The organism is Bradyrhizobium sp. Tv2a-2, assembly GCF_000472425.1.
Taxonomy (GTDB): Bacteria; Pseudomonadota; Alphaproteobacteria; order Rhizobiales; family Xanthobacteraceae; genus Bradyrhizobium.
In genome coordinates, this window is record NZ_AXAI01000001.1 from 626,704 (window position 1) to 646,808 (window position 20,105).

At 64.3% G+C, this 20,105-nt stretch carries 17 protein-coding genes; 6 read left to right on the forward strand and 11 right to left on the reverse strand.

Annotated features, from left to right (window positions below; translation table 11 throughout):
- Positions 1-120 precede the first annotated feature (120 nt).
- Complete coding sequence (locus tag A3AI_RS0103070; RefSeq protein ID WP_024514165.1) at positions 121-1,035, reverse strand: LysR family transcriptional regulator; 915 nt, start codon at positions 1,033-1,035, stop codon at positions 121-123.
- Between the two features lie 110 nt (positions 1,036-1,145).
- Between A3AI_RS0103070 and A3AI_RS0103075 the strand changes: the two genes are divergently transcribed.
- The 4 genes from A3AI_RS0103075 (at position 1,146) to A3AI_RS0103090 (ending at position 4,757) form a co-directional block, all read left to right on the forward strand.
- Positions 1,146-1,898, forward strand: coding sequence for an SDR family NAD(P)-dependent oxidoreductase (locus A3AI_RS0103075; RefSeq protein WP_024514166.1), 753 nt, complete (start codon positions 1,146-1,148; stop codon positions 1,896-1,898).
- Between the two features lie 73 nt (positions 1,899-1,971).
- Positions 1,972-2,670: a pirin family protein gene (locus tag A3AI_RS0103080; protein ID WP_024514167.1), complete on the forward strand. Its 699-nt coding sequence runs from the start codon at positions 1,972-1,974 to the stop codon at positions 2,668-2,670.
- 171 nt (positions 2,671-2,841) lie between these two features.
- On the forward strand, positions 2,842-3,441 hold the full coding sequence (gene wrbA / locus A3AI_RS0103085; RefSeq protein ID WP_024514168.1) for an NAD(P)H:quinone oxidoreductase: 600 nt from the start codon (positions 2,842-2,844) through the stop codon (positions 3,439-3,441).
- Positions 3,442-3,809: 368 nt separating this feature from the next.
- On the forward strand, positions 3,810-4,757 hold the full coding sequence (locus A3AI_RS0103090) for a DUF5996 family protein (RefSeq protein ID WP_024514169.1): 948 nt from the start codon (positions 3,810-3,812) through the stop codon (positions 4,755-4,757).
- An 86-nt stretch (positions 4,758-4,843) separates the two neighbouring features.
- On the opposite strand, the gene A3AI_RS0103095 is transcribed toward A3AI_RS0103090, so the two are convergent.
- A complete protein-coding gene (locus A3AI_RS0103095) occupies positions 4,844-5,689 on the reverse strand; it encodes a hypothetical protein (RefSeq protein ID WP_036047385.1) in 846 nt (281 codons plus the stop codon).
- Between the two features lie 244 nt (positions 5,690-5,933).
- A complete protein-coding gene (locus A3AI_RS0103100) occupies positions 5,934-7,229 on the reverse strand; it encodes a hypothetical protein (protein WP_051382266.1) in 1,296 nt (431 codons plus the stop codon).
- 76 nt (positions 7,230-7,305) lie between these two features.
- Between A3AI_RS0103100 and A3AI_RS0103105 the strand changes: the two genes are divergently transcribed.
- Positions 7,306-8,571, forward strand: coding sequence for a glycosyltransferase family 4 protein (locus A3AI_RS0103105; RefSeq protein ID WP_024514172.1), 1,266 nt, complete (start codon positions 7,306-7,308; stop codon positions 8,569-8,571).
- Positions 8,572-8,580: 9 nt separating this feature from the next.
- Here A3AI_RS0103105 and A3AI_RS0103110 read toward each other — a convergent pair whose 3' ends face one another.
- From A3AI_RS0103110 to A3AI_RS0103145, 8 genes are all read right to left on the reverse strand, one after another.
- Complete coding sequence (locus A3AI_RS0103110; protein WP_024514173.1) at positions 8,581-9,732, reverse strand: glycosyltransferase; 1,152 nt, start codon at positions 9,730-9,732, stop codon at positions 8,581-8,583.
- Positions 9,725-10,735: a polysaccharide deacetylase family protein gene (locus A3AI_RS0103115; RefSeq protein ID WP_024514174.1), complete on the reverse strand. Its 1,011-nt coding sequence runs from the start codon at positions 10,733-10,735 to the stop codon at positions 9,725-9,727. The genes A3AI_RS0103110 and A3AI_RS0103115 overlap by 8 nt, the downstream gene beginning before the upstream one ends.
- Positions 10,732-12,252 (reverse strand): lipid II flippase MurJ, encoded by a 1,521-nt coding sequence (locus A3AI_RS0103120; protein WP_024514175.1) that lies wholly within the window; start codon positions 12,250-12,252, stop codon positions 10,732-10,734. The genes A3AI_RS0103115 and A3AI_RS0103120 overlap by 4 nt, the downstream gene beginning before the upstream one ends.
- The gene (locus A3AI_RS0103125; protein WP_245286810.1) at positions 12,249-13,655 is read right to left on the reverse strand and encodes an O-antigen ligase family protein; all 1,407 of its coding nucleotides are present in this window, start codon (positions 13,653-13,655) and stop codon (positions 12,249-12,251) included. Before A3AI_RS0103125 ends, A3AI_RS0103120 begins: the two co-directional genes overlap by 4 nt.
- Positions 13,652-14,809 (reverse strand): glycosyltransferase family 4 protein, encoded by a 1,158-nt coding sequence (locus A3AI_RS0103130; protein ID WP_024514177.1) that lies wholly within the window; start codon positions 14,807-14,809, stop codon positions 13,652-13,654. The genes A3AI_RS0103125 and A3AI_RS0103130 overlap by 4 nt, the downstream gene beginning before the upstream one ends.
- Positions 14,806-17,064 (reverse strand): exopolysaccharide transport family protein, encoded by a 2,259-nt coding sequence (locus A3AI_RS0103135; RefSeq protein ID WP_024514178.1) that lies wholly within the window; start codon positions 17,062-17,064, stop codon positions 14,806-14,808. The genes A3AI_RS0103130 and A3AI_RS0103135 overlap by 4 nt, the downstream gene beginning before the upstream one ends.
- Positions 17,065-17,091: 27 nt before the next feature.
- Positions 17,092-18,249 (reverse strand): glycosyltransferase, encoded by a 1,158-nt coding sequence (locus A3AI_RS0103140; protein ID WP_024514179.1) that lies wholly within the window; start codon positions 18,247-18,249, stop codon positions 17,092-17,094.
- Between the two features lie 439 nt (positions 18,250-18,688).
- Positions 18,689-19,237: a 3-keto-disaccharide hydrolase gene (locus A3AI_RS0103145; RefSeq protein ID WP_024514180.1), complete on the reverse strand. Its 549-nt coding sequence runs from the start codon at positions 19,235-19,237 to the stop codon at positions 18,689-18,691.
- A gap of 304 nt (positions 19,238-19,541) precedes the next feature.
- Between A3AI_RS0103145 and A3AI_RS0103150 the strand changes: the two genes are divergently transcribed.
- Positions 19,542-20,033, forward strand: coding sequence for a cupin domain-containing protein (locus A3AI_RS0103150; protein WP_051382267.1), 492 nt, complete (start codon positions 19,542-19,544; stop codon positions 20,031-20,033).
- Positions 20,034-20,105 lie beyond the last annotated feature (72 nt).

The window sequence follows — 20,105 nt, forward strand, 5'->3', positions numbered from 1 at the left end:
GTTGCTTCATCAGATTGAATGGTTGCGGTTCCAGACCGCTTGCCGGCCAAGCTTCGGCAATGAATGAGGCTCGCGAAAGTTCACGAGACTCAACAAGTCGTGAAGAAGGCTCCGGTCACTTCACTGATTCCGCTTCTTCCCCTTCGAAAAATGCCGCATCAAAAACTCAGCCAGCACTTCCACGCGCGCCGGCCGCGGGCCGCCGGGCGGCGTGACCAGATGCACCGCGCCCTCGGGCTGCTTCCAGCCTTTGAGGATCACCTCGACCTCACCTGAAGCAATCGCATCGCCGACGATGAAATCCGGAAGGTCGGCGATGCCGAGCCCCGCGATCAAGGCTGGCAGCACCGCCTCGCCATTGTTGACGCGCAACTGCCCTGCGGGGCGTACGCTCGCCTGCTCGCCGGCAGCATTGGTGTAGTGCCAGACATTGGGCGTCGAGAGATAGGCGTAGCCGAAGCACTTATGCTCCGCGAGATGCATGGGATGCGTCGGCCGGCCGTAGCGCTCGAGATAAGAGGGCGCCGCGACCGTGTAGCGCGGCATGCCGCAGAGCCTGCGCGCGATCAGCGAGGAATCCGGCAGCCGCGCGATGCGCAGGCCGGCGTCGAAGCCCTCACCGATCAGGTCGACAGTGGCGTCGCTCAAATGCAGGTCGATCGAGACATCGGGATATTGCGCCAGAAACTCCGGCAAGAGCGGCGCCACGGACTTGACGCCGAACGACATCGGCACCGCAAGCCGCACCAGCCCGCGCGGCGCGGTCGATTGCGCCAGCGCCTCGTTCTCGGCCTCCTCGCCATCGGCCAGCAACTGCGCGGCCCGCGTCGCCAGCCGCTGGCCGGCATCGGTCAGTGCGAGCCGCCGCGAGGTGCGGTTGAACAGCCGCGCACCCAGCCGCTCCTCCAGCCGGCTCACCGCCTTGGAGACGGTCGCCTTGGACAGCGCAAGCTCGCTCGACGCCGCCGCAAACGACCTGAGCTCCACAACTTTCGCGAAGATCGCCAGCGCCTCGAAGTCCGGAAGTTTTGCCATGTCAGACTACCGCAATAATGGAAACAATGAGTTTCGATAGTTTCTATTTCTATATCAACGTTGGCGGCATATCCATAGCCCATCGAAATTTAAGGCAATGGAGCGATCCAATGACCAAGAAGCTTTCAGGCAAAGTTGCCCTCGTTACCGGCGGCTCGCGCGGCATCGGCGCAGCCAGCGCCCGTGCCCTCGCCGATCAGGGCGCCAATGTTGCGATCAGCTATGTCGCCTCGCCGGACAAGGCCGAGGCGGTGGTCGCGGAGTTGAAGGCCAGGGGTGTTGAAGCCAGGGCGTTCAGGGCGGACCAGGCATCGCCCGAAGCGGTCGAGGCCCTCGTCAACGACGTGGCAAAGCATTTCGGCCGTCTCGATATTCTCGTCAATAACGCGGGTGTTGCGGCGGGCGGTGCTGTCGACGATCCCAAGGCGGACAGTGCAGCGCTGGCGCGGCAGTACGCAATCAACGTGCAAGGCGTGATCACGGCAATCCGCGCAGCCTCGAAACTGATGGGAGACGGCGGCCGCATCGTCACAATCGGCTCGATGCTTGCGGATCACACGGCTTTCCCGGGATTGGCCGACTACGTGGCCACCAAGGCTGCGGTAGTTGGCTACACCAAGGGCGCAGCGCGCGATCTCGGCCCGCGCGGTATCACTGTGAACGTGGTGCAGCCGGGCTCGACTGACAGCGACATGAATCCAAAGGACGGCGGCGAGTCTGCCGAGGCCCAGCGCAAAATAAATGCCCTGCAGCGCTACGGACGACCAGAGGAGATCGCAGCCGGCGTCGCGTTCCTCGCGAGCCCCGAAGCGTCCTTCGTGACGGGCTCGGTGCTCACCATCGACGGCGGCTTCACCGCCTGACGACAGCACCGTTCAACAACGCCGGGCGCTCAGCGCCCGGCTCCACTCAGACCCTTTTGCCAGGAGAAATCACATGATCGAAGTCAAACCCTTCGCCAAGCTGGGCCATGCCGACCACGGCTGGCTGAATGCCCGCCATCACTTCTCGTTTGCCGACTATTACGATCCCCGCCACATGAGCCACGGCGCCTTGCGGGTGTGGAACGACGACGAGATCGCGCCGAACACCGGCTTTCCTGCCCATCCCCACGCCAACATGGAAATCATCACCTATGTGCGCCAGGGTGCGATCACCCACCAGGACAGCCTTGGTAACAAGGGCCGCACCGAGGCGGGCGATGTGCAGGTGATGAGCGCCGGCAACGGTATCCGCCATTCCGAATACAATCTGGAGCCGGGCACGACAAAAATCTTCCAGATCTGGATTCAGCCGACCGCACGCGGCGGCGAGCCGACCTGGGGCTCAAAACCGTTCCCCAAGGCCGACCGCTCCGGCAAGCTCGTCACCATCGCAAGCGGCATCAACGGCGATGACGATGCCCTGCCGATCCGCGCCGATGCGCGGGTGCTCGCTACCACGCTGAAGGCCGGCGAGAGCGCCGAATATGCCACCGGCAAGACGCGCAACCTCTACCTGGTGCCGGCGGCGGGCTCAGTCGAGATCAACGGCGTGCGGGTCAATGCCCGCGACGGCGCTGCGATTTCCGGCGAGGAGAACCTGCGCATCAAGGCGCTGGAGGATTCCGAACTCGTGCTCGTGGACGCGGCGTAAGCCACTCAATGACTCGTGATGCGCAGCCTTGCGCCGCACATCACGACTCACCTCTCGCAGAAGCAAACAGAGCCTCGCGAAACAAAGACGTGACTAGCCGGAATACGCCCGGCCGTGACGGCTCCACTTTTTCACCCCAATCACCCCTCATCCCCATCAAGGAGACTACACATGGCAAAAGTCCTCGTTCTCTATTATTCCGCCTATGGTCATATCGAAGCCATGGCGAATGCCGTTGCCGAAGGCGCGCGCGAAGCCGGCGCGACCGTCGACGTCAAGCGTGTGCCTGAGCTCGTGCCCGCTGAAGTCGCCAAAGCCTCGTACTACAAGCTCGATCAGGCCGCTCCCGTCGCCAAGATCGAGGACCTCGTCAATTACGATGCCATCGTCGTCGGCACCGGCACCCGTTTCGGACGCATGGCCTCGCAGATGGCGAACTTCCTCGACCAGGCCGGCGGCCTCTGGGCCAAGGGCGCGCTCAACGGCAAGGTCGGCGGCGCTTTCACCTCGACCGGGACCCAGCATGGCGGCCAGGAGACCACACTGTTCTCCATCATCACCAACCTGCTGCATTTCGGCATGGTCGTGGTCGGCATGAATTACGGCTTCGCCGGCCAGATGAAGCTCGACGAGATCACCGGCGGCGCGCCTTATGGGGCGACAACGATCGCCGGCACCGATGGCAGCCGCCAGCCCAGCGCCAACGAGCTCGCCGGCGCCCGCTACCAGGGCCGTGCGATCGCGGAAACGGCCAGGAAACTTCACGGCTAACCGAGAGCTCCATCGCTAACTGAGCTCTATAGCTAACTGCATGGCTGATGCGTGCAGGGGCGGCATTGTCAAAGCGAGATGCCGCCCCATTTTCCTATCAACGAAGGGTAGGATGATGGTCGAAATTTTATTCATGGCTCAGGCGATGCGGCGGCCGCTGCAGGCTGTGGCGCGGCGTTGGTATTGCCGGAGCTTGTTCCGTGCCTCAAAGGGCCGTTTCGGCTGCTCCGAGTGCACGCGTTCGTGATCTCGGCGCCGGCAGGCGAAGCAGTAGCGCTAATCTAAGCAAGGGCGTATTGAAGGCTGCGCTCATCGGGTCCGGCCTTTTTTGCATGAGGCGATGCCGATCGACCTGCTGGGGGTGAGGCATGAGAACAGGCACACAGACCTCCTGGCCGGAACTGCCGACCGCCGTTTGGCATGACACCTATGCGACACTGCACCTCTTTACCCAGATCGTCGGCAAGATCAGGCTTTCCCGCACACCCTGGCTGAACCATTCCTGGCACGTGGCGCTTTATGTCAACGCACGCGGGCTCTCGACCTCGTCCATCCCGGATGGCGACGGATCCTTCGAGATCGAGTTCGATTTCATCGATCACGTTCTGCACATTTCAAAAAACGACGGCGCCACGCGCCAGTTCGCTCTCGCGGGACATTCCGTCGCGAGCTTCCATGCGCAGCTTCTAGCGACGCTTGCCGAGATCGGCATTCGCGTTGCCATCAATGAAATGCCGAACGAATTGCCCGATCCCATCCGCTTTTCGCGGGATACCCTGCATGCGTCCTATGACGCCGAGGCGGTGCGCCGTTTCTTCCAGATTCTCACCGATGCAGATCGAGTGTTCAAACAGTTCCGCACCGGCTTTATAGGCAAGGCGAGCCCGGTGCATTTCTTCTGGGGCAGCTTCGATCTTGCTGTGACGCGCTTCTCCGGACGCCGCGCGCCGCGTCATCCCGGCGGCGTACCGCATCTATCCGACGCGGTCGCCCGCGAAGCCTATTCGCATGAAGTGAGCAGCGCCGGCTTCTGGCCGGGCAGCGGCGCGATCGATTATCCCGCGTTCTATTCCTATGCCTATCCGGAGCCCGCGGGATTTCGCGGCACGCGGGTGAAGCCGGACGCAGCTTTTTTCAGCGAAGCTTTGGGCGAATTCATTCTGCCCTATGACGCCGTGCGTCTGTCCGGGGATCCCGACCAGGCGTTGCTCGATTTCCTGGAGAGCACCTATGAAGCCGCCGCCAATGCCGCGAAATGGGACCGCGACTCACTGGAGTGCGCAGAAGGCAAGCCGGGCGTGGTGCGCGAGATCTAAAGCATGATCCGGAAAAGTGCGTAGTGGTTTTCCGATCAATCAAAGAGCTAAAGCGCGATGACGATTCAACCAAATCTCATCGCGCTTTAGCTGTCGAACAGCGCCGCTTCCGTGAACGCGAGGTCACCGAGCAGCGGCGGTCTCGGGCCCTTGACGTATTTGCGGCCGCGCTTTTCCGAATACCAGCCGACAATGCCGGAAACGGGTGCGTTGGCATCAAACCGGACCAACAGTCCGCCGCGGCGCGCGAGGAAACGCCCGACATTTCCGGCGAAGCGCTTGAGGTCACCGATGTCGCGGCAATAGATCAGCCGGTACACCGGAAAGACATCCTTCACGCGGTGCTTCTGGAACACGAACGGACGGGCATTCGCACCGTCGCGGACAACAAGGCTCAGGCAGCCGAAGGCGGCGTGCCGGCGCAACAGATCAGTCTCATAATCACTGAGGCCTTCGGTTGCTGCTTCCGAGAACACCTCAACCCTTGCCCGCCGCACCGGCCGCGACAGCGCCAGCGCCCCATAGATCTGTCCCTTGCAGTAGACGGAAAAGCCCTGCGCCTCGTTAGTGGACCATGTATGCGGTGCCGGCGTGATATTGAAATAGGTAACGCGCCTGTCCTTGGTCGCGATCCTTACCAAGAGCGGCGCAAAGGCGCGGAAGGGCGCCTCGACATACCAGCTCGAGACGTTGCACCGGATGGTCGTCTCCGCGCCCGATTGCACCTCCGAGAACAACAAGAGAATCACGCCGACCGGCACGCCGCCATGATCGAGGCAATAGCCGAATGTCGGATAGTCGGCCGGGCGCGAGCTCCGCTCATGGCGCTTGAGCCCGCGCAGCCAGTAGTCGATCGAACGAAAGGCAAAGCCCCGGCTCAGCAGTGCTGCGATGGCGGGAAGATCGGCCTCGCCGATCTCGCGAACCCTCAGCTGCGCGGCCGGCGCCGGCGCGTCACGCTGAAGATCTGGTTGCTTGGCTCTGGCTTCGATCTGCACCGGCTCGACCCGTACCAAAATCGCGATATCCGACCACAATTGATCGCTGCCATTCTGGATTAAACGGGATAACAGCAAGTTGCGCTCCGGATGCAAGCGATAGCGTCCCGTTCCGGGCCTTCACTCCGCGTTTACCTTAACCGGTCGTCAGCGGCCGCGCGCAAATTGCCGCAAGTCTTCACGGCTTCGGCACGCGGATCATGGTGGTTTCGCTTTCTTCGAGCCCGTCGAGCACGAAGTGGCCGCCACCAACCGAGACGCGGCGCCGCAGGCCGTCCCATCCCCACACCTCGATCGTGCGCGCCCAGTCGGGGAGTTCAAGCTCGAGCACGCGCCCCGGGTGACCGGTCCATCCCGGCAAGTTCTGCCACACGATAAGTTCGGCATCGGGGCCGGCAAGTGTGGTAAGCCCGCGTGACTTGTCGATCGATTTGACGCTCATGTCGCCGGCAAGCCGCAGCACCATCCGCAGCACGATCGCTCGCGGATCGGGCGACCACGGGTGTTCAGTCGCCGCCATCGCATAGGCCGGGCCATCGACGCGCACGGTGTCGCCAAGATTCCAGGGAAACGCCAGCGCCAGCGCCGGTGTTTTTCCGTCCGCGCCGGCCACGCTGACCTGGTCCCAGAATGCGCTCAAGAATAATCTTGCAGCGAGCCTGGGATCGTCCCAGTCGCCGAGACGCGCGACATTGAATTCAGTCGCATAGAACTTGATGTCGCGGTGCAGGCCCATCGCCTGCTTGATGCGATCGAAGCAGGTCTGCACGGAGAATTCACTGCCTTTGGTCATCGGGTACCAGCGGGCATTGTAGTAGGTGTGCAGATCGATGCCGTCGAGGCGGCCATCCTCGAGCAGGTCGGCGATCGCGGGCCCATAGCCACGCAACGTCGCGTCACGGTGCGAGTTGCAGGTGGCGAAGCCGCCGGGCACGACCTTCAACGCGGCATCGACGCTGTGCACGCCGTCCGCGAGCCCCGCCAGCGCGTCGTGATAGGCCTCGCGCGGAATGCTCTGTTGCACATCGGGCTCGTTGATCGCGGTGAAGATGGTTGCGCCCCAGCCGATGATCCCGTGCTCTTTTGCCCATTCACCATCCGGACGAAAACGCTTCGCCATTGCTTGTCCGGCGGCAAACCAGTCGTGATACGATCCGATCGGTTGCGGCGGATTGAGCGTCTGGTAGCTGCCTTCGTATTCCAGCAGGATGATTGGCGTGATCGCGTTCTCATGGGCTTGAAGCATTTCGGCATCGAAATCGTGCGGCGTCGGCTTGCGATCGAGCGTACGCCAGCCGTAGGAATCCATCCGTCCCATGGTGACGCCGACCCCGTGCAACGCCGCATAGAGCTGCGCCAGCGCTGGCTGGCCCGCCAGATGCGTCACCAGATTGCCACCGCCGATGCGATCCCGTAGCCGCTCGCCCGCCGCCGCGCCGCCGCGCGCCAAGGAGGCCACACCGAGGGCCAGCATTATGGTTAACGCGACTCGCTCGAACGTGCGCAAATTGGAACGATTTTTCAAAGTTCGGCTCCTAGAAACCGATCCCATGGACTTTCAGATCGTGCAGGTCGTGCAGGAGTTGAGCACCGCGGGCGGCGTCGAGACCGTCGCCGCCGAGCTTGCACGCGTTTTTAGCCGCAACAACTTACCGAATGTAGTGCTGGCCAGCGCGGTCAGCAAAAGTTTCGAAGGCACCACGAGAATTGAGCGGATCGCGCCATGGCTGTCGCGGATTCCGACCCGCGGCCCGTTCAGACATCTCGGGCGCGCCATCGTCGTGCCGATCTTCACGCTGATCGCAACCTGGGCGATCAAGCGGCGCTATCCGAATGCCGTCGTGATCAGCCATGGCGACTCGCTGACAGGCGACGTGCTGGTCGTGCATGCGGTGAACGCGCAGAGCCTTGCGGAGAAGCGCAGCGCCGGCAGCTGGCGCTGGATGCTCAATCCGATGCACCTGTGGGTCAGCCTGCGCGACCGCTTCATGATCGGCGGCCTGCGCTACCGCGCCTTCGTCGCCGTCTCCTCGCGCGTCACGGCGGAGCTGGAGCAGCTTTACGCCGTGCCGCCCTCGCGCATCCGCGTGATCTCCAACGGCATCGATCTCGCCCGCTTCAGCCGCAATGCAGAGAGCGGGACCACAATCCGGCGCGAGTTCGATATCCCCCCTGATGCAAAGCTCCTGCTGTTCGTCGGCCATGAATTCCAGCGCAAGGGCCTTGCCCACGCCATCGGCGCGCTGGAGCGGCTCGGCGACGACGCGCACCTCTTGGTGGTCGGCTCCGACAATCCCGCCCCCTATCGCAAGGTTGCGCCGGAGGTTCAGGACCGCGTGATCTTCACCGGCGCCCGCTCCGATCTCCCCGCGCTCTATTCCGCCGCCGACGCCTTCGTGCTGCCGACCGCGTACGAGACCTTTTCGCTGGTGTGCATGGAGGCGATGGCCTGCGGGCTGCCGGTCTTCGCCACCGCTGCCGGCGGCATCGAGGAATATCTCAAGGACGGCGTCAACGGCTTCCAGATCAGGATGGATGCCGAGGACATCGCAGGCAAGCTCGCCGCGGCCTTCGTCGATCCGGCGCTCATGAACCGCCTGCGCGAAGGCGCGCTGGCGACAGCCAGAAGCTACGGCTGGGATCGGATCGGCCAGCACTATATCGAGTTGCTGAAGCAGATCGACGCCGAGAAGCGCGGCATAGTCGCGCCGCCGCTGGTGCCGGCGGCGTCAGACGCAAGCCAGCCTGATTCCCCGTCATCCCGTTTGGTCCGTGATCTTGAGGCGCGAGCGAAGGATGAACTGCGCCCACTGTGAGCTCGCGCCTCAGGCTGACAGCGAGAGCTTGGCATCCGCGGCAGCCTTGCACGCGGTCAATAGCGCGGTGGCGACGGCTTCATATGTGAAGCGCGCCCGCACGTTCTCTCGCGCCGCAAGTCCCTTGGCGCGAATGAGGGCCGCATTGCCGGCGATCTTGTCCAGGAGCTCCCGCAGAGCCTTCGCGTCACGCTCCGGCACGATCCAGCCACCGTCGCCGACGACATCAGGGATGGCGCCGCAACTCGAGCCGATCACCGGCACGCCGCAGGCCTGCGCCTCGATGATGACCCGGCCGAACTGCTCGCGCACGGCGTTGGTGGTCCGCGTCAGCAGCACCAGCGCATCGCAGCGGCGAATGAAATCAGCAACGTCGGCCGGTTGACCCCAGCCTCGGAACGTCACGCGCTCGCCGAGACCCAGCGCCGCGGCACGCTCGCGCAGTTTCGCCTCGTAAGGCCCCTCGCCCATGATGGCCAGACTGACCGGCGCGCCGCTCAACGCCATCGCGTCGAGCGCCTCGTCCAATCCCTTCTCCTCGATCAGCCGGCCGACATAACCGATCCTGAGCGCATTGCTGCAGAATGCGGCCGGGCTCGAACCCGACGTAAAGGTCTCGATATCGACGCCATAGCCGATCGGCGTCACCGGCCCGGCGTAGCCGCGCGCGCGCACGACCATGGTGGCATCCGGGCTGCGGGAGAGCACGTGGTCGGTACGCCCGAGCACATATTTGCGAATGGCCTCGAACGGCGGCGGCAGGCGCTTTAAGATGTTCTGGTCGACCTCCAGCACCAGCCCGGCACGGCCCCTGAACAGCTCTGCCTGCAGCGCGACAATGCTCCACGGCTCCTCCCAGAGATGGATCACGTCGGGATCGATCCTGCGCAAGAGCCGGCGCAGGGCCGGATAGAAGTGCAGGTACCAGTTCATCGGCCCGGCCTGCGGCAGCAGGATCGGCAGTACATGGACCGAGAACTCGGTTTCGTCAGGCGGCGCAGCGACAATGGTGCGGCCGAATTCCTTCCAGATCGCCGGCAGCACCAGGTGCAGTTCGACGTCGCGTTTGGCGGCGAGAAAGGGATAGCGCAACCGTCCGGCTTCGCTGCTCACCGCCGGATGGGCGATGGAGACGATTCGCAATGGCCTGATATCAGACACGCCCGGCGATCCGCGCAGCGGTTCCGGTGAAGCCTGTCAGGTGCATCTCCATCGCACCCAGGCTGCGATGACTGCCATTGATGGTGTTGCGCGGCAGGCTGAAGCGGTCGTGGCCGCCGCGCAGCAGCCCCTTTCGGGTGGTGGCTGCGCTCAGGAAACCGGCCCGCCGCGCGAGCGCAAAGTCGCGCGGTCCGCAATCGGCGGAACGGCCATAGGGAAAGGCAAAATGCTGCACATTGATGCCGAGCCGCTCGTTCAGCCGCGTGCGCGATCCCTCGATCTCGGCGAGCGCAGCCTCCGGCGCGAGCGAGGAGATGCGCGCATGATTGATGGTGTGGGCGCCGATCTCGATCAGCGGATCCTTGGCCAGTGCTTCCAACATCTCCCAGGAGATGGCGTGCTTCCAGTGCATGGCGTCCATATCGATGCCGTTCGCCGCGCAGAACGCAGCATGGTGGCGCGCCGCGTCGGGCCCGTCCCAGCGGGAGGCGATGCGCTGGTAGGCTTTGCGCCGCTCCTCGGCCTTCGAGAGCTTGACGATCTGACCGTCGACCATCACCGAATCGCGCTTGAGCAAGGCGTCTTCCAGACCGGCCGACCACAGCGGCAGGGTCCCGTCGGGGATGCCCGTGGTGACGAACAGCGTCAACGGCACGTTATGGCGGCGGAACACCGGCGCCACCACCTCGAAACTGTCGCGGTAGCAATCGTCGATGGAGAAATTCACGTAGCGGCTGTCATTGTCGGCGCCGCCCGAGCGCCGCAGCGCCTCGCCGACGGTCACGACGTCCCAGCCCCCGGCGTTGAGATAAGCGAGGAACCGGTCGAGAAACGCGATGTCGACATAGAAATCGCGGTTCGGAAGCTTGTCCCACTCGGCCGTTGGCGCTGCGCGGTGGAACGTGAACAGGCAGCCGCGCGGTCCGAGCATCCGGTCCGCGGCCTTTGCGAGCGGCAGCGTCAGGACATTTGCTGCAAGCATCGCTGCTGACGAGCCGATCATCCGAGCTCTCCCTTCACGCGAAAGGTCCTGCGCAGACGGCTGAGCGCTGACAGCGCGGCTGTCGGAATCAATAGACCAATCGCAACCGCAAGGCAGAAGAGACAGGCGAGTCCGCCGACAAAAAGCCGCGGCAACAGCTCAGCGACAGCACCCTCGATCAAGAGCCCCAGTACCGCCATCAGGAGCGCCGGCAGGGCGGCGAGCGCGATCAGGCTCAGGATCTTGCGCCGCTCGGGGAGCGCCAGCGCCACCCCCATCAGCAGCACGAGGCTGCGACTGGTTTCGCCGAGGCCCAGCAGCAACATGCCCTGATCGGGCGCGGGATGCAGCGCCGTGGTCAGCACATTGAAGGCCATATTGACGAAATAGCTCGCCATCAGAATCAGGGCAGCGACACCGTTGCGTCCGGAGCCGTTGAGCAGTCGGATCAGGATCCAGCCAAGCGTCGCGGCCCAGACGCCGAAGGCGATGCCACGCAGCGCATGCGAGGTCAGAACCAGCGCCTCGTCGCCGAAGGCACCGCGGAAATACACCAGGCGGACAATGTCGGTCGCGAACACCAGGAGAAATGCCGACGCCGGCAGGGTCAGCGCCAGCAGCGGCCGCAACAGCTGCTCGACCTGGGCGTGAATGTTCTTCGGTGCGTGATTGGACAGCACGGCCATGCCGACAGGCTGACTGATCAGGAGCAGCGCGCTCTCGGTGAGCGAGCGGGCATAATCCAGCGAAGCGACAGCACCAGTCGTGAGCCTGGAGGCCGTCAGGCGCTCGACCCAGACATTGGCCTGCTCGGCAAGCGGAACGCCCAGCAGGACGCGCAGGCGGCGGAAGAAATCTCTGCCGGTCGCGACGACCAGGCGCAGCGTGAGACCGCTGAACGAGATCACGCCGCGCCGCCACAGGCTGAACAGGCCCCAGACCGCGAGCGCGTTGAAGGCAAGCGTGAAGCAACAGGCGAGCGCGTAGGCGTCGCCGGTCACGACCAAAAGCCCGATCCCGGCGAGCACCGCGACGTTCAGCACACTGGCGCGGATATTGGTCAGGCGGGTGCGGCCGATCGCGATCTCGCCGGCGGCCAGCACGTTGAGGATGGCGGACGCCGGCATGCCGAGCGACATCATCCGCACGAAATGCAAGGTGAGTTCGCGCCCCTGTTCGGTGAATCCGCCGACCATGGCGTCGACCCACCATTGGCCCATGAGCTGAATGATCACCATGACGCCGGCGGCGACGACCCCGATCACGACGGTCAGCGCGCCCAGGCTCTGCGGCCCTGCGTCCCGGTCCATCGCCTCCCGATGCATCGGGATCATGATCGCGGGCACGCTTTCGTTCTGCAGGAAGGCAAGCGGGATCAGGACGGCCGCCAGCGCAGCGCGGAAACCGTCGGCGACCAGCGAGGCGCCGAGCACATGCGCCATCATCACCTCGCGCGCAAAGCCCAGCATCTTGCTGGCCAGCGCGCCCGAGATCAGAATGGCGCTGAAACGCCGCATCGAGGGATGGCGCGCCGTCATGCCGTAACCCTCAGATCGAGCTTCGGCGTCAGCAGCGCGGCAAAGGTCCAGAACAGGAATCCGCTCTCGCCCGAAGTGATGCTGGCAAGCGGCATTTGCGAGAGCGCGCCGAGTGCCAGCGCGCCGATCACGACCGCTTCAGGCGCCGGATCGGTCCAGGCCACCGCGAGCGCATTGCCGATCGCCCAGAACAGCGCGGCGAGGCAGAAGCCGCCGACCACGATCCCCATCGACAGCCAGCAGGCGATGATCATGCCGTCGATCGGCATGGTCCCGGCCGCGCCGACGTCGGTGATGGTGAAGCCGCTGCCGAACAGCGAGCTGTCAGGCAGGCTCCACAGCGTGACGAATTCCTCCAGCCGCTCCTGTGCGCTGCCGTCCTGGGTACCTTCGCTCAACGTGGACAGGCGGTCGGCGACGATGTCACCGAACGGCGTGAAGAGAACGGCAAGCAGCACCGCGACGCCGATGCCGGCCAGGATCATGCCGGCACGACGCCGCGTTCCCGCGAAGAACAGGCAGAACAGGATGCTGACGGCGAGCGATATCCACGCCGTGCGGTACAACGAGAGCAGAAGCCCGAGTGCGGCGGGAATGGCGAGCAGCGCCGGCCACGGCCGTTTCGAGAAACCGATGAGGAAGAGCCCGGTTGCAGTGAATGTCGCAAAGCTCGCCGGTGCGTTCATGGTGCCGAACACGCGAATGCCGTAGGGCACGGGCTGGCCGATCGAGGGGATCGGCGCGAGCTGCATCCAGTAAATGTCCCAGCTCAAGGGATCGACATATTGGTAGATGGCATAAATGCCGACCACCGGGAGGAGGAAGGCAAAGGCCGAGGTAGCCGCCTTGATCAGCTCCTCGCGCTCGGCGCTCACCATCAGGAGCCCGGCGTAGAGCAGCGGCGCCAACCATTTCAGCGTGCCGGAGGCTGCATTGGTCCAGTCGCCCTGCGCCATCGAGAGTATTCCGGCATAGACGACGCTGGCTGCGACGATGCCGAGCGGCCACATCGCATATTCGGGGACGCGATAGGTCTCGAGCTGGCGCGGCAGGTGAATCACCGGCACCAGAATCGCGAGCAGCGGCCCGATCAGCATCAGGCCGAGCTGGTCATAGCCGACCTGGAGATCGACGACGCGGCGCACGAAGGGCGCGAAGGTGAAGAGAATGAGCGCTGCTTGGAGATGCGTCGCGGGGCTCTGACGCCAGGCAAACCAGCCGACAAAGCCACATGCCAGCACGAAGACGGGCCGCGACAGGCCGCCGAGCGAGGCGCCGGCCACGGCCATGCCGATCACGAGCAACGCCGCGACCAGCCAGCCGGGCACGGCCGAGAGGCCAAGTCCTGGCGTTGTGGGTCCTGGCGTTGTGGGCCCTGGCGTCGTGGCGGCGCGAGCACTCATGCCGCGGCTCCCGCCTGCAGCTTGCGGATCACAAGGCCGATCGCCTCGAGCATCTGCGTCACGCTGTACCGGGCTTTCGCGCGCAGCGAGGCATAGGCGAGCTGGCCGTCGAGCGACTCGGGCCTGGAAAGCACGGATGCGATCGCGTGGGCCAGTGCCTTGGCATCATTGGGCGGCACCAGCGTTCCTGCCCTGCCGCCTTCGAGAATGTCAGGCGCAGCGCCCGCGTTGGTTGCGATCACGGGTACACCTGCGAGCATCGCTTCCACAAGCGTGCGCCCGAACGGCTCGGGGTCGATCGAGGGATGCACCATCACGTCGACCGCCTTCATCAGCTTCGGCACGTCGCCGCGATGGCCAAGAAAGCGCACGCGGTCGGCAAGCCCACGCGCGAGCACCATCTGCTTCAGCTCCGCGGCATAGGCCTGCTCGCCGAACAGCGCATCGCCGACCACAATGCAGCCGACCTCAGGTAATCCGGTGAGCGCTTCGAGCAGCACGTGCTGCCCCTTCCAGGCGGCGAGACGGCTGAACACACCAACCAGCGGCCCTTGCGGCAGGCCGAGGCTCTGCCTGAGCTCGGCTGCCGTGCGCGGCTCCGGCGGCAAGGCCAGGCCGTTGGGCACGATCTCGATCAGCCCGCGCTTACCGCCGGCCGCGATGAAGGCGCTGGCTGCGGCCTGCGAGGGCACGATCACCTTGGTCGCGCGCGCATTCGCGAGCATCACCTGCATGCGCCGCTGCATGGCGCCGAAATGCTCGGGGGAAATGATATCGTGCAGATGCCAGATCAGCGGGCGGCGCGCAAAGACACTGGCGATCGCCGCGAGCACGAAGGCTTTCTGCGAATTGGCATAGACCACGTCATGCGACCGCGAGGCCAATGCGATTTCCTCCACGATCGCGGCGAGGCGGCCCACGAGTGGCGCCGCTGCGAGCCATTTGCTGTCGCGGCGGAACTGCGACAGGCCGCTGCCCCATTTGGAGATGATGAGCTTGAGCTTGCGCTCAACCAACGCCTTCGCAAGCGGCCCATCTTCGAACAGGAAGGCGGACGAGTTCTCGCGGCCCGCGACGACGTCAAGCAGGATCAGCTCGGCGCCGCCGATCTGGCCGGTGTGATCGACGAACAGGACACGTTCGCTGCCCATCACACGGCCCTTGCATAGACTTCCGCCGGAACGGGCCGCGGCTGACGCAGGGTGCCGTGCTCCGGTTCCACCATGGTGGCCGCGATCGCGACATTGCTTCCCCCGAGCGCCTTCACGGCCGCCACGGCGGCTGCCATACGTTCGGCCAACGTGCTGTCGCCTTTCATGCAGAGCAGGGTGCTGTCGACGCCGCTGAGATAGCGGGCGTGCCGACGCGTCGGCAGCGGGCTGTCGATGAAGACGACATCATAGCTGCGGAAGACGGAAAGCAGTTGCGCGAGGCTCTTGCGGGCCAGCCGATCCGCTGCCTTCTCGGACGCACCGCCGGCCACCAGCACATCGAGTTTGGGATTGTCCGTACGGATGACGGCGTCGCGAATCGCAATGTCGCCGGCCAGCACGCCGAGCAACCCCGGCCCGCCTGTAAGCGACAGCACGTGGGCAAAAGCCGGATGCTGCAGGTCGCATTCGACGGCGAGCACACGGCAGCCCATTGCGGCAGCGTGATGCGCGAGCGCCAGCGTGGTGAGCGTGCGCCCCTCACCTGACGCCGGCGAAGTGACGACGATGCAACGACCGGGCTCACCCTCGCCGATGCGCAGAACATCCATGAGATCGCCGAGCGCCTGACGGAAGGCGCGATGCCCCTCCGCGAGATCGAGCGTCTGCGCAAGGGTCAGCGGCACATGATCCTGCATGATCGCGCCGACAAGCGACACCGCCTGCTGACGCCTCAATCGCGGCAGGCGGGCGAGGATCGGCGTACCCGTCCCCGATGTGGCCGCGCGTTGCGGCTTGCGCTCACGAGATACAGCGAGCGCCCTGATCTTTTCCAGGCCACGCAACGCGGCGGCAGCCCCGGCAGGCACGACCTCAGCATCCTTGCGCATTGGCCGGGGCTTCGCTGTCGCACCATATTCCAACGGCGGATAGACCTGATCGGCAAGCAGCGCTGCGGCAATGCCGAGGATCAGCGCCAGCGTGCCGCCGGCGGCGAGGAACGGCAGCTTTTTCGGGAAGAACGGCTTGTTCGGCAGCTCGGCCAAGCTCACTAGACGTGTTGAGCCGAGCATGACGCGGCGCTCGGTCTCGAGCTCGCTCGCCTTCTTGTAGAGGTCGGCATATTGCTGGCGCTTGATCTCGGTGTCGCGCACCATGCTCTCGATCGACGCCTCGTCGATCGTCGCCGAGCCGGCGTCCGCCTTGGCCGCGTCCATCTGCTTCTTCAGCGAGGTCACCAGCGCGTCGCTGGCATCGAAGGTCTTTTGCGCGCTGTTGGCGATGTTCTGCATCTCGTCGGAGAGGCGCTGCTGGATCAGGCCTTGCTCGCGGGTGAGCGCCAGGATCGAGGGATGCTTCGGACCGAGCACGGTGGTGGCGCTGGCAAGCTGTGCGCTCACCGTCGTCAATTGCTGCTTGAGGTCGGCGACGGTGCGGCTGGCGAGCACGGACGGCGCATCGCTCGGGCCACGCTCCTGCTCGGACTTGATCTCCTTCAGCCGCGCCAGGGCTTCCGCCCGCGCCGCTTCGGCGGCTGCGAGCTGCTGACCGATGCTGGTGAGGCGTTCTGAAGTGATTGGCCCATTGGCGCCGCGCATCAGGCCCTTGTTGCGGCGAAACTGCTGGATCTTGTCGTCCGCCGCGCGGATCTGGCCGTCGAGCTGCTGCAGCTCCTGCCACAGCCAGGAGGTCGCGACCTCGCGGCCGTTGGCGCCTTCATTGCGCTGGTCGTCGAGAAACGCGTTGGTCAGCGCGTTGGCGAGCCGCTGCGCCACTCCGGGCAGCGGCGACTGGTAGGAGATGTTGATCACGCGCGAGCGGCCCGCGGAGGCGATCGCATAATGGGTATCGACATATTCGATGAAGCTGGTCGGATCGCCCGACAAGCTTTCGCAACGCCCGGCTGAGCCCAACAGCTGGCCATGCTCGCATTCCTCGATCACGGCCGGAACGACGCCGGGCGCATTCATCACCTGGCGCAGCAGGCGCGGCGCGCGGATGACCAGCAGCTGGCTTTCGAGGTCGGCGGGATCGCCGATCTTCTGCGCCCAGGCGGGCGAGGTGTTGGCGACGCCGGGCTCCGGCTCGGCGACGATGACAGAAGCGGTCGCCATATAGCGCACGGGCAGCACGACCAGCGCAGCCACCGCCACGCCGATGGTCGCGAGGAACACGGCGAGGAACACGCGCCTTTTGCGCCACAGCCTGTTGAAGGCATCCAGCCGGGACAAGGCCTCCGGTATGCTCGCGTGCCTCATCGGTTTATTCTCAACTTACTACGCGCCTCAGGCGACCAGACGCGGCAAGGAGCGCCGCTGCCTGCCGGCATGGAAATGCTCCAATTCCTCGTTGACGGCCGAGACCAACTGCCTGCGGAAACGTTCCGCGGAGAAGAACGCCGCGTGCTGCCGGCAGTCGGCACGCGAGATCGCAGTCTCGCGCGCGACGAACGACCTGACGCAGTCTGCGATCGACGCCGGATCGGGGCTCTCGAAATACATGCCGGTGGCATGGGGACCGCCTGCTGCGATCGACTCGCGGGCGCCGCCGCGCCCGAGCGCCAGCACCGGCGCGCCTTCCGACTGCGCCTCGACCAGCACGATACCGAAATCCTCTTCCGCCGCGAACACAAACGCGCGCGCAGTCGCCATCAGTTCGCGCAGGCGCCTGTCCGAGACAAAGCCCGCGAAATTGACATTGGGGCCGGCGAGCTTCTTCAGCCGCCCGGCCTCCGGCCCGTCGCCCGCCACCACGAGCTTGAGATCGGGCATGGCGTTGAAGGCGCGCACGATCGGCTCGATGCGCTTGTAGGGCACGAGGCGGGACGCCGCGAGAAAATGGTTGCCGGCCGGCAGTGCCGTGTCGCGGCTGGACAGCGTGACCGGCGGATAGATCACCCTGGCGTCGCGGCCGTAGATCTTCTTCACCCGCCGCGCCACGAACTGCGAATTGGTGAAGATCGCGTCCGGGCCGTGCGCGGTCCGCACGTCCCACAGCCGCATGCGGTGCAGGATCGAGCGCGCGATCACGCTCTTGAGACCGGTATCGTAGCCGCTCTCCTTCAGATACACGTGCTGCAGATCCCAGGCATAACGCATCGGCGAGTGCACATAGGCGACGTGCAGCTGGTCGGGGCCGGTGATGACGCCCTTCGCGACCGCGTAGCTCGAGGAGATCACGAGATCGTAGCTCGACAGGTCGAACTGCTCGATCGCGATTCCCATCAGCGGCAGATAGGAGCGGTGATACCGCGCGAGCATCGGCAGCTTCTGCAGAAAGCTCGTGCGCGATTTCTCGAAGCCAAGCTTCCAGCGCTCTTCGACCGAGAGCAGGTCGAACAGCGTGAAAACGTCGGCGTCAGGATAGCAGGCAAGGATTTCGCGCAGGACCTGCTCGGCTCCGCCGATCGTATAGAGCCAGTCGTGAACGACAGCGACACGCATTACGGTCCCCAATTTCCAGGGTAATTTAATCAAACCCTTAAGGGACGCAGGGGTACGCACAACCAATTCCTAAATTCCTAGTTAACGTACCCTGCATTCAATCGCGAAATTTTCGCCCTATTCTGCAAGGGCTGAAGCTGTCATCCTCGCGCGTGTCAACCGAGCCGTTTCGAACGCAACCGGGTGCAGTCAAAAAAGAAAAGCGCACCACTCGAGGCCTCGTCCGGCCTTGAGGGATGATAAAGTTTCTTGGTTAAAAGTATCTTGAGCGTGTCACGACAGTTAGTCGCATCGCGAATGCCGGACCGGTTAACGAAGTGTAGTGGAATTGCGCGATTCATGCCGCGCGGAGATCGTCCTCGCACGAAACCACCGATGAAAAAAGAGCCCACCGCCATCAGGCGATGAGCTCCTCGAAACAATGCAGGTGATCGCGGGCTTACAGCGGCTTGATCTCGACCTTGCGGAACTTCACCACCCCGGAGCCGTATTGCAGGGCGAAGTGTCCGCCCAGATGTTTGGAGTCCTCGACATCGGCGGTCTTCTGACCGTTGAGCACGATGGTGAGATGCGGCCCCTTCGCAGTGATCTCATAGGTGTTCCACTTGCCGGCGGCCTTCGGCATCGGATCGACCTTGGCGACATCGACGATCGCACCGGTGCCGTAGCTCGGGTCCGGCCGCTTGTCGAAGATGTTCACCTCGTAGCAGATCTTGGAGTCGATCTTGTCGGCCTGATCGCAGCGGATGAAGATGCCGCTGTTGGCCTCCTCGTCGACCCAGAACTCCGCCCTGATCTGGAAATCCTTGTACGAGTCCTTGCTGACCAGATAGGACGGGTCCTTGCCGTCGAGCTTGTCGGCGGTCATCGCGCCATCTTTCATGGTCCAGTTGGCTTTGCCGACCTCGCTCCACTCGCCCTTGTTGCCGGAATCGAGCAGCGTGATCCAGCCGCCGCTTTCGCCGGCCGCCATGGTGGCAAATTGCATGGTCGCGGCACCGGCGAGAATTGCGGCGGCAAGTATCGATGAACGTTGCATGAGCGTGAGCCTCCCTCTGTTTGTTCAGACCGCATGCTTGGACTGCAAGCCTGGGCCTTTTGTTTGGTCGTTTTGTCACAGCCGCAACATAGCATCGCCGCCAACCGCGTAAACGCCCCTTGCCATGCTGCAAGTGCGGGTTGCACCACGCGGCAGCGCATCGCCGCACGCCTTGCGCGGCACGAACCCGTCCGGCTAGCATAACAACATAACCCGCCGGCTATTCCAGGATGGGACGTTGAGGGAGGAAACAATGCAGACAAAAACGACAACCGCACGACGCGGCCGCCTGCGGCACTATCTCGCCATACCCCTGGCACTCGTCGCCACCTTGAGCATCGGCGCGGCAGCCGAGCTCAATCCCGCCGCAGTGGTCTACAAGCTGCCTGACCAGATTCCCTGGGGGCCGGTCGACGCGCGCGGCGGCCAGAACGCAGTCGTGGTCGGCGATCCCAACAAGCCGGGCTTCTACATGGTCTACACCAAATGGACCAAGGGCAACCATTTCAGCCACCCGCATTTCCATCCCAACGACCGTTACATCGTGGTGCTGCAGGGCACATGGTGGGTCGGCTCGGGCGCAAAATTCGATCCCGAACACGGCACCGTCCCGATGCCGGCCGGCAGTTTTGTCACGCATTTCGGCAAGCAGGTCCATTGGGACGGCGCCAAGGACGAGGACGCCGTGCTCTTGATCATGGGCGAAGGCCCGGCGACCGCGACCTCGGTGCCGGAGGAGAAGTAGGCGGTTTGCTCTTAAAGCGCGATGAGATTTGGTTGAATCGTCATCGCGCTTTAGGTCTTTGATTGAGCATGA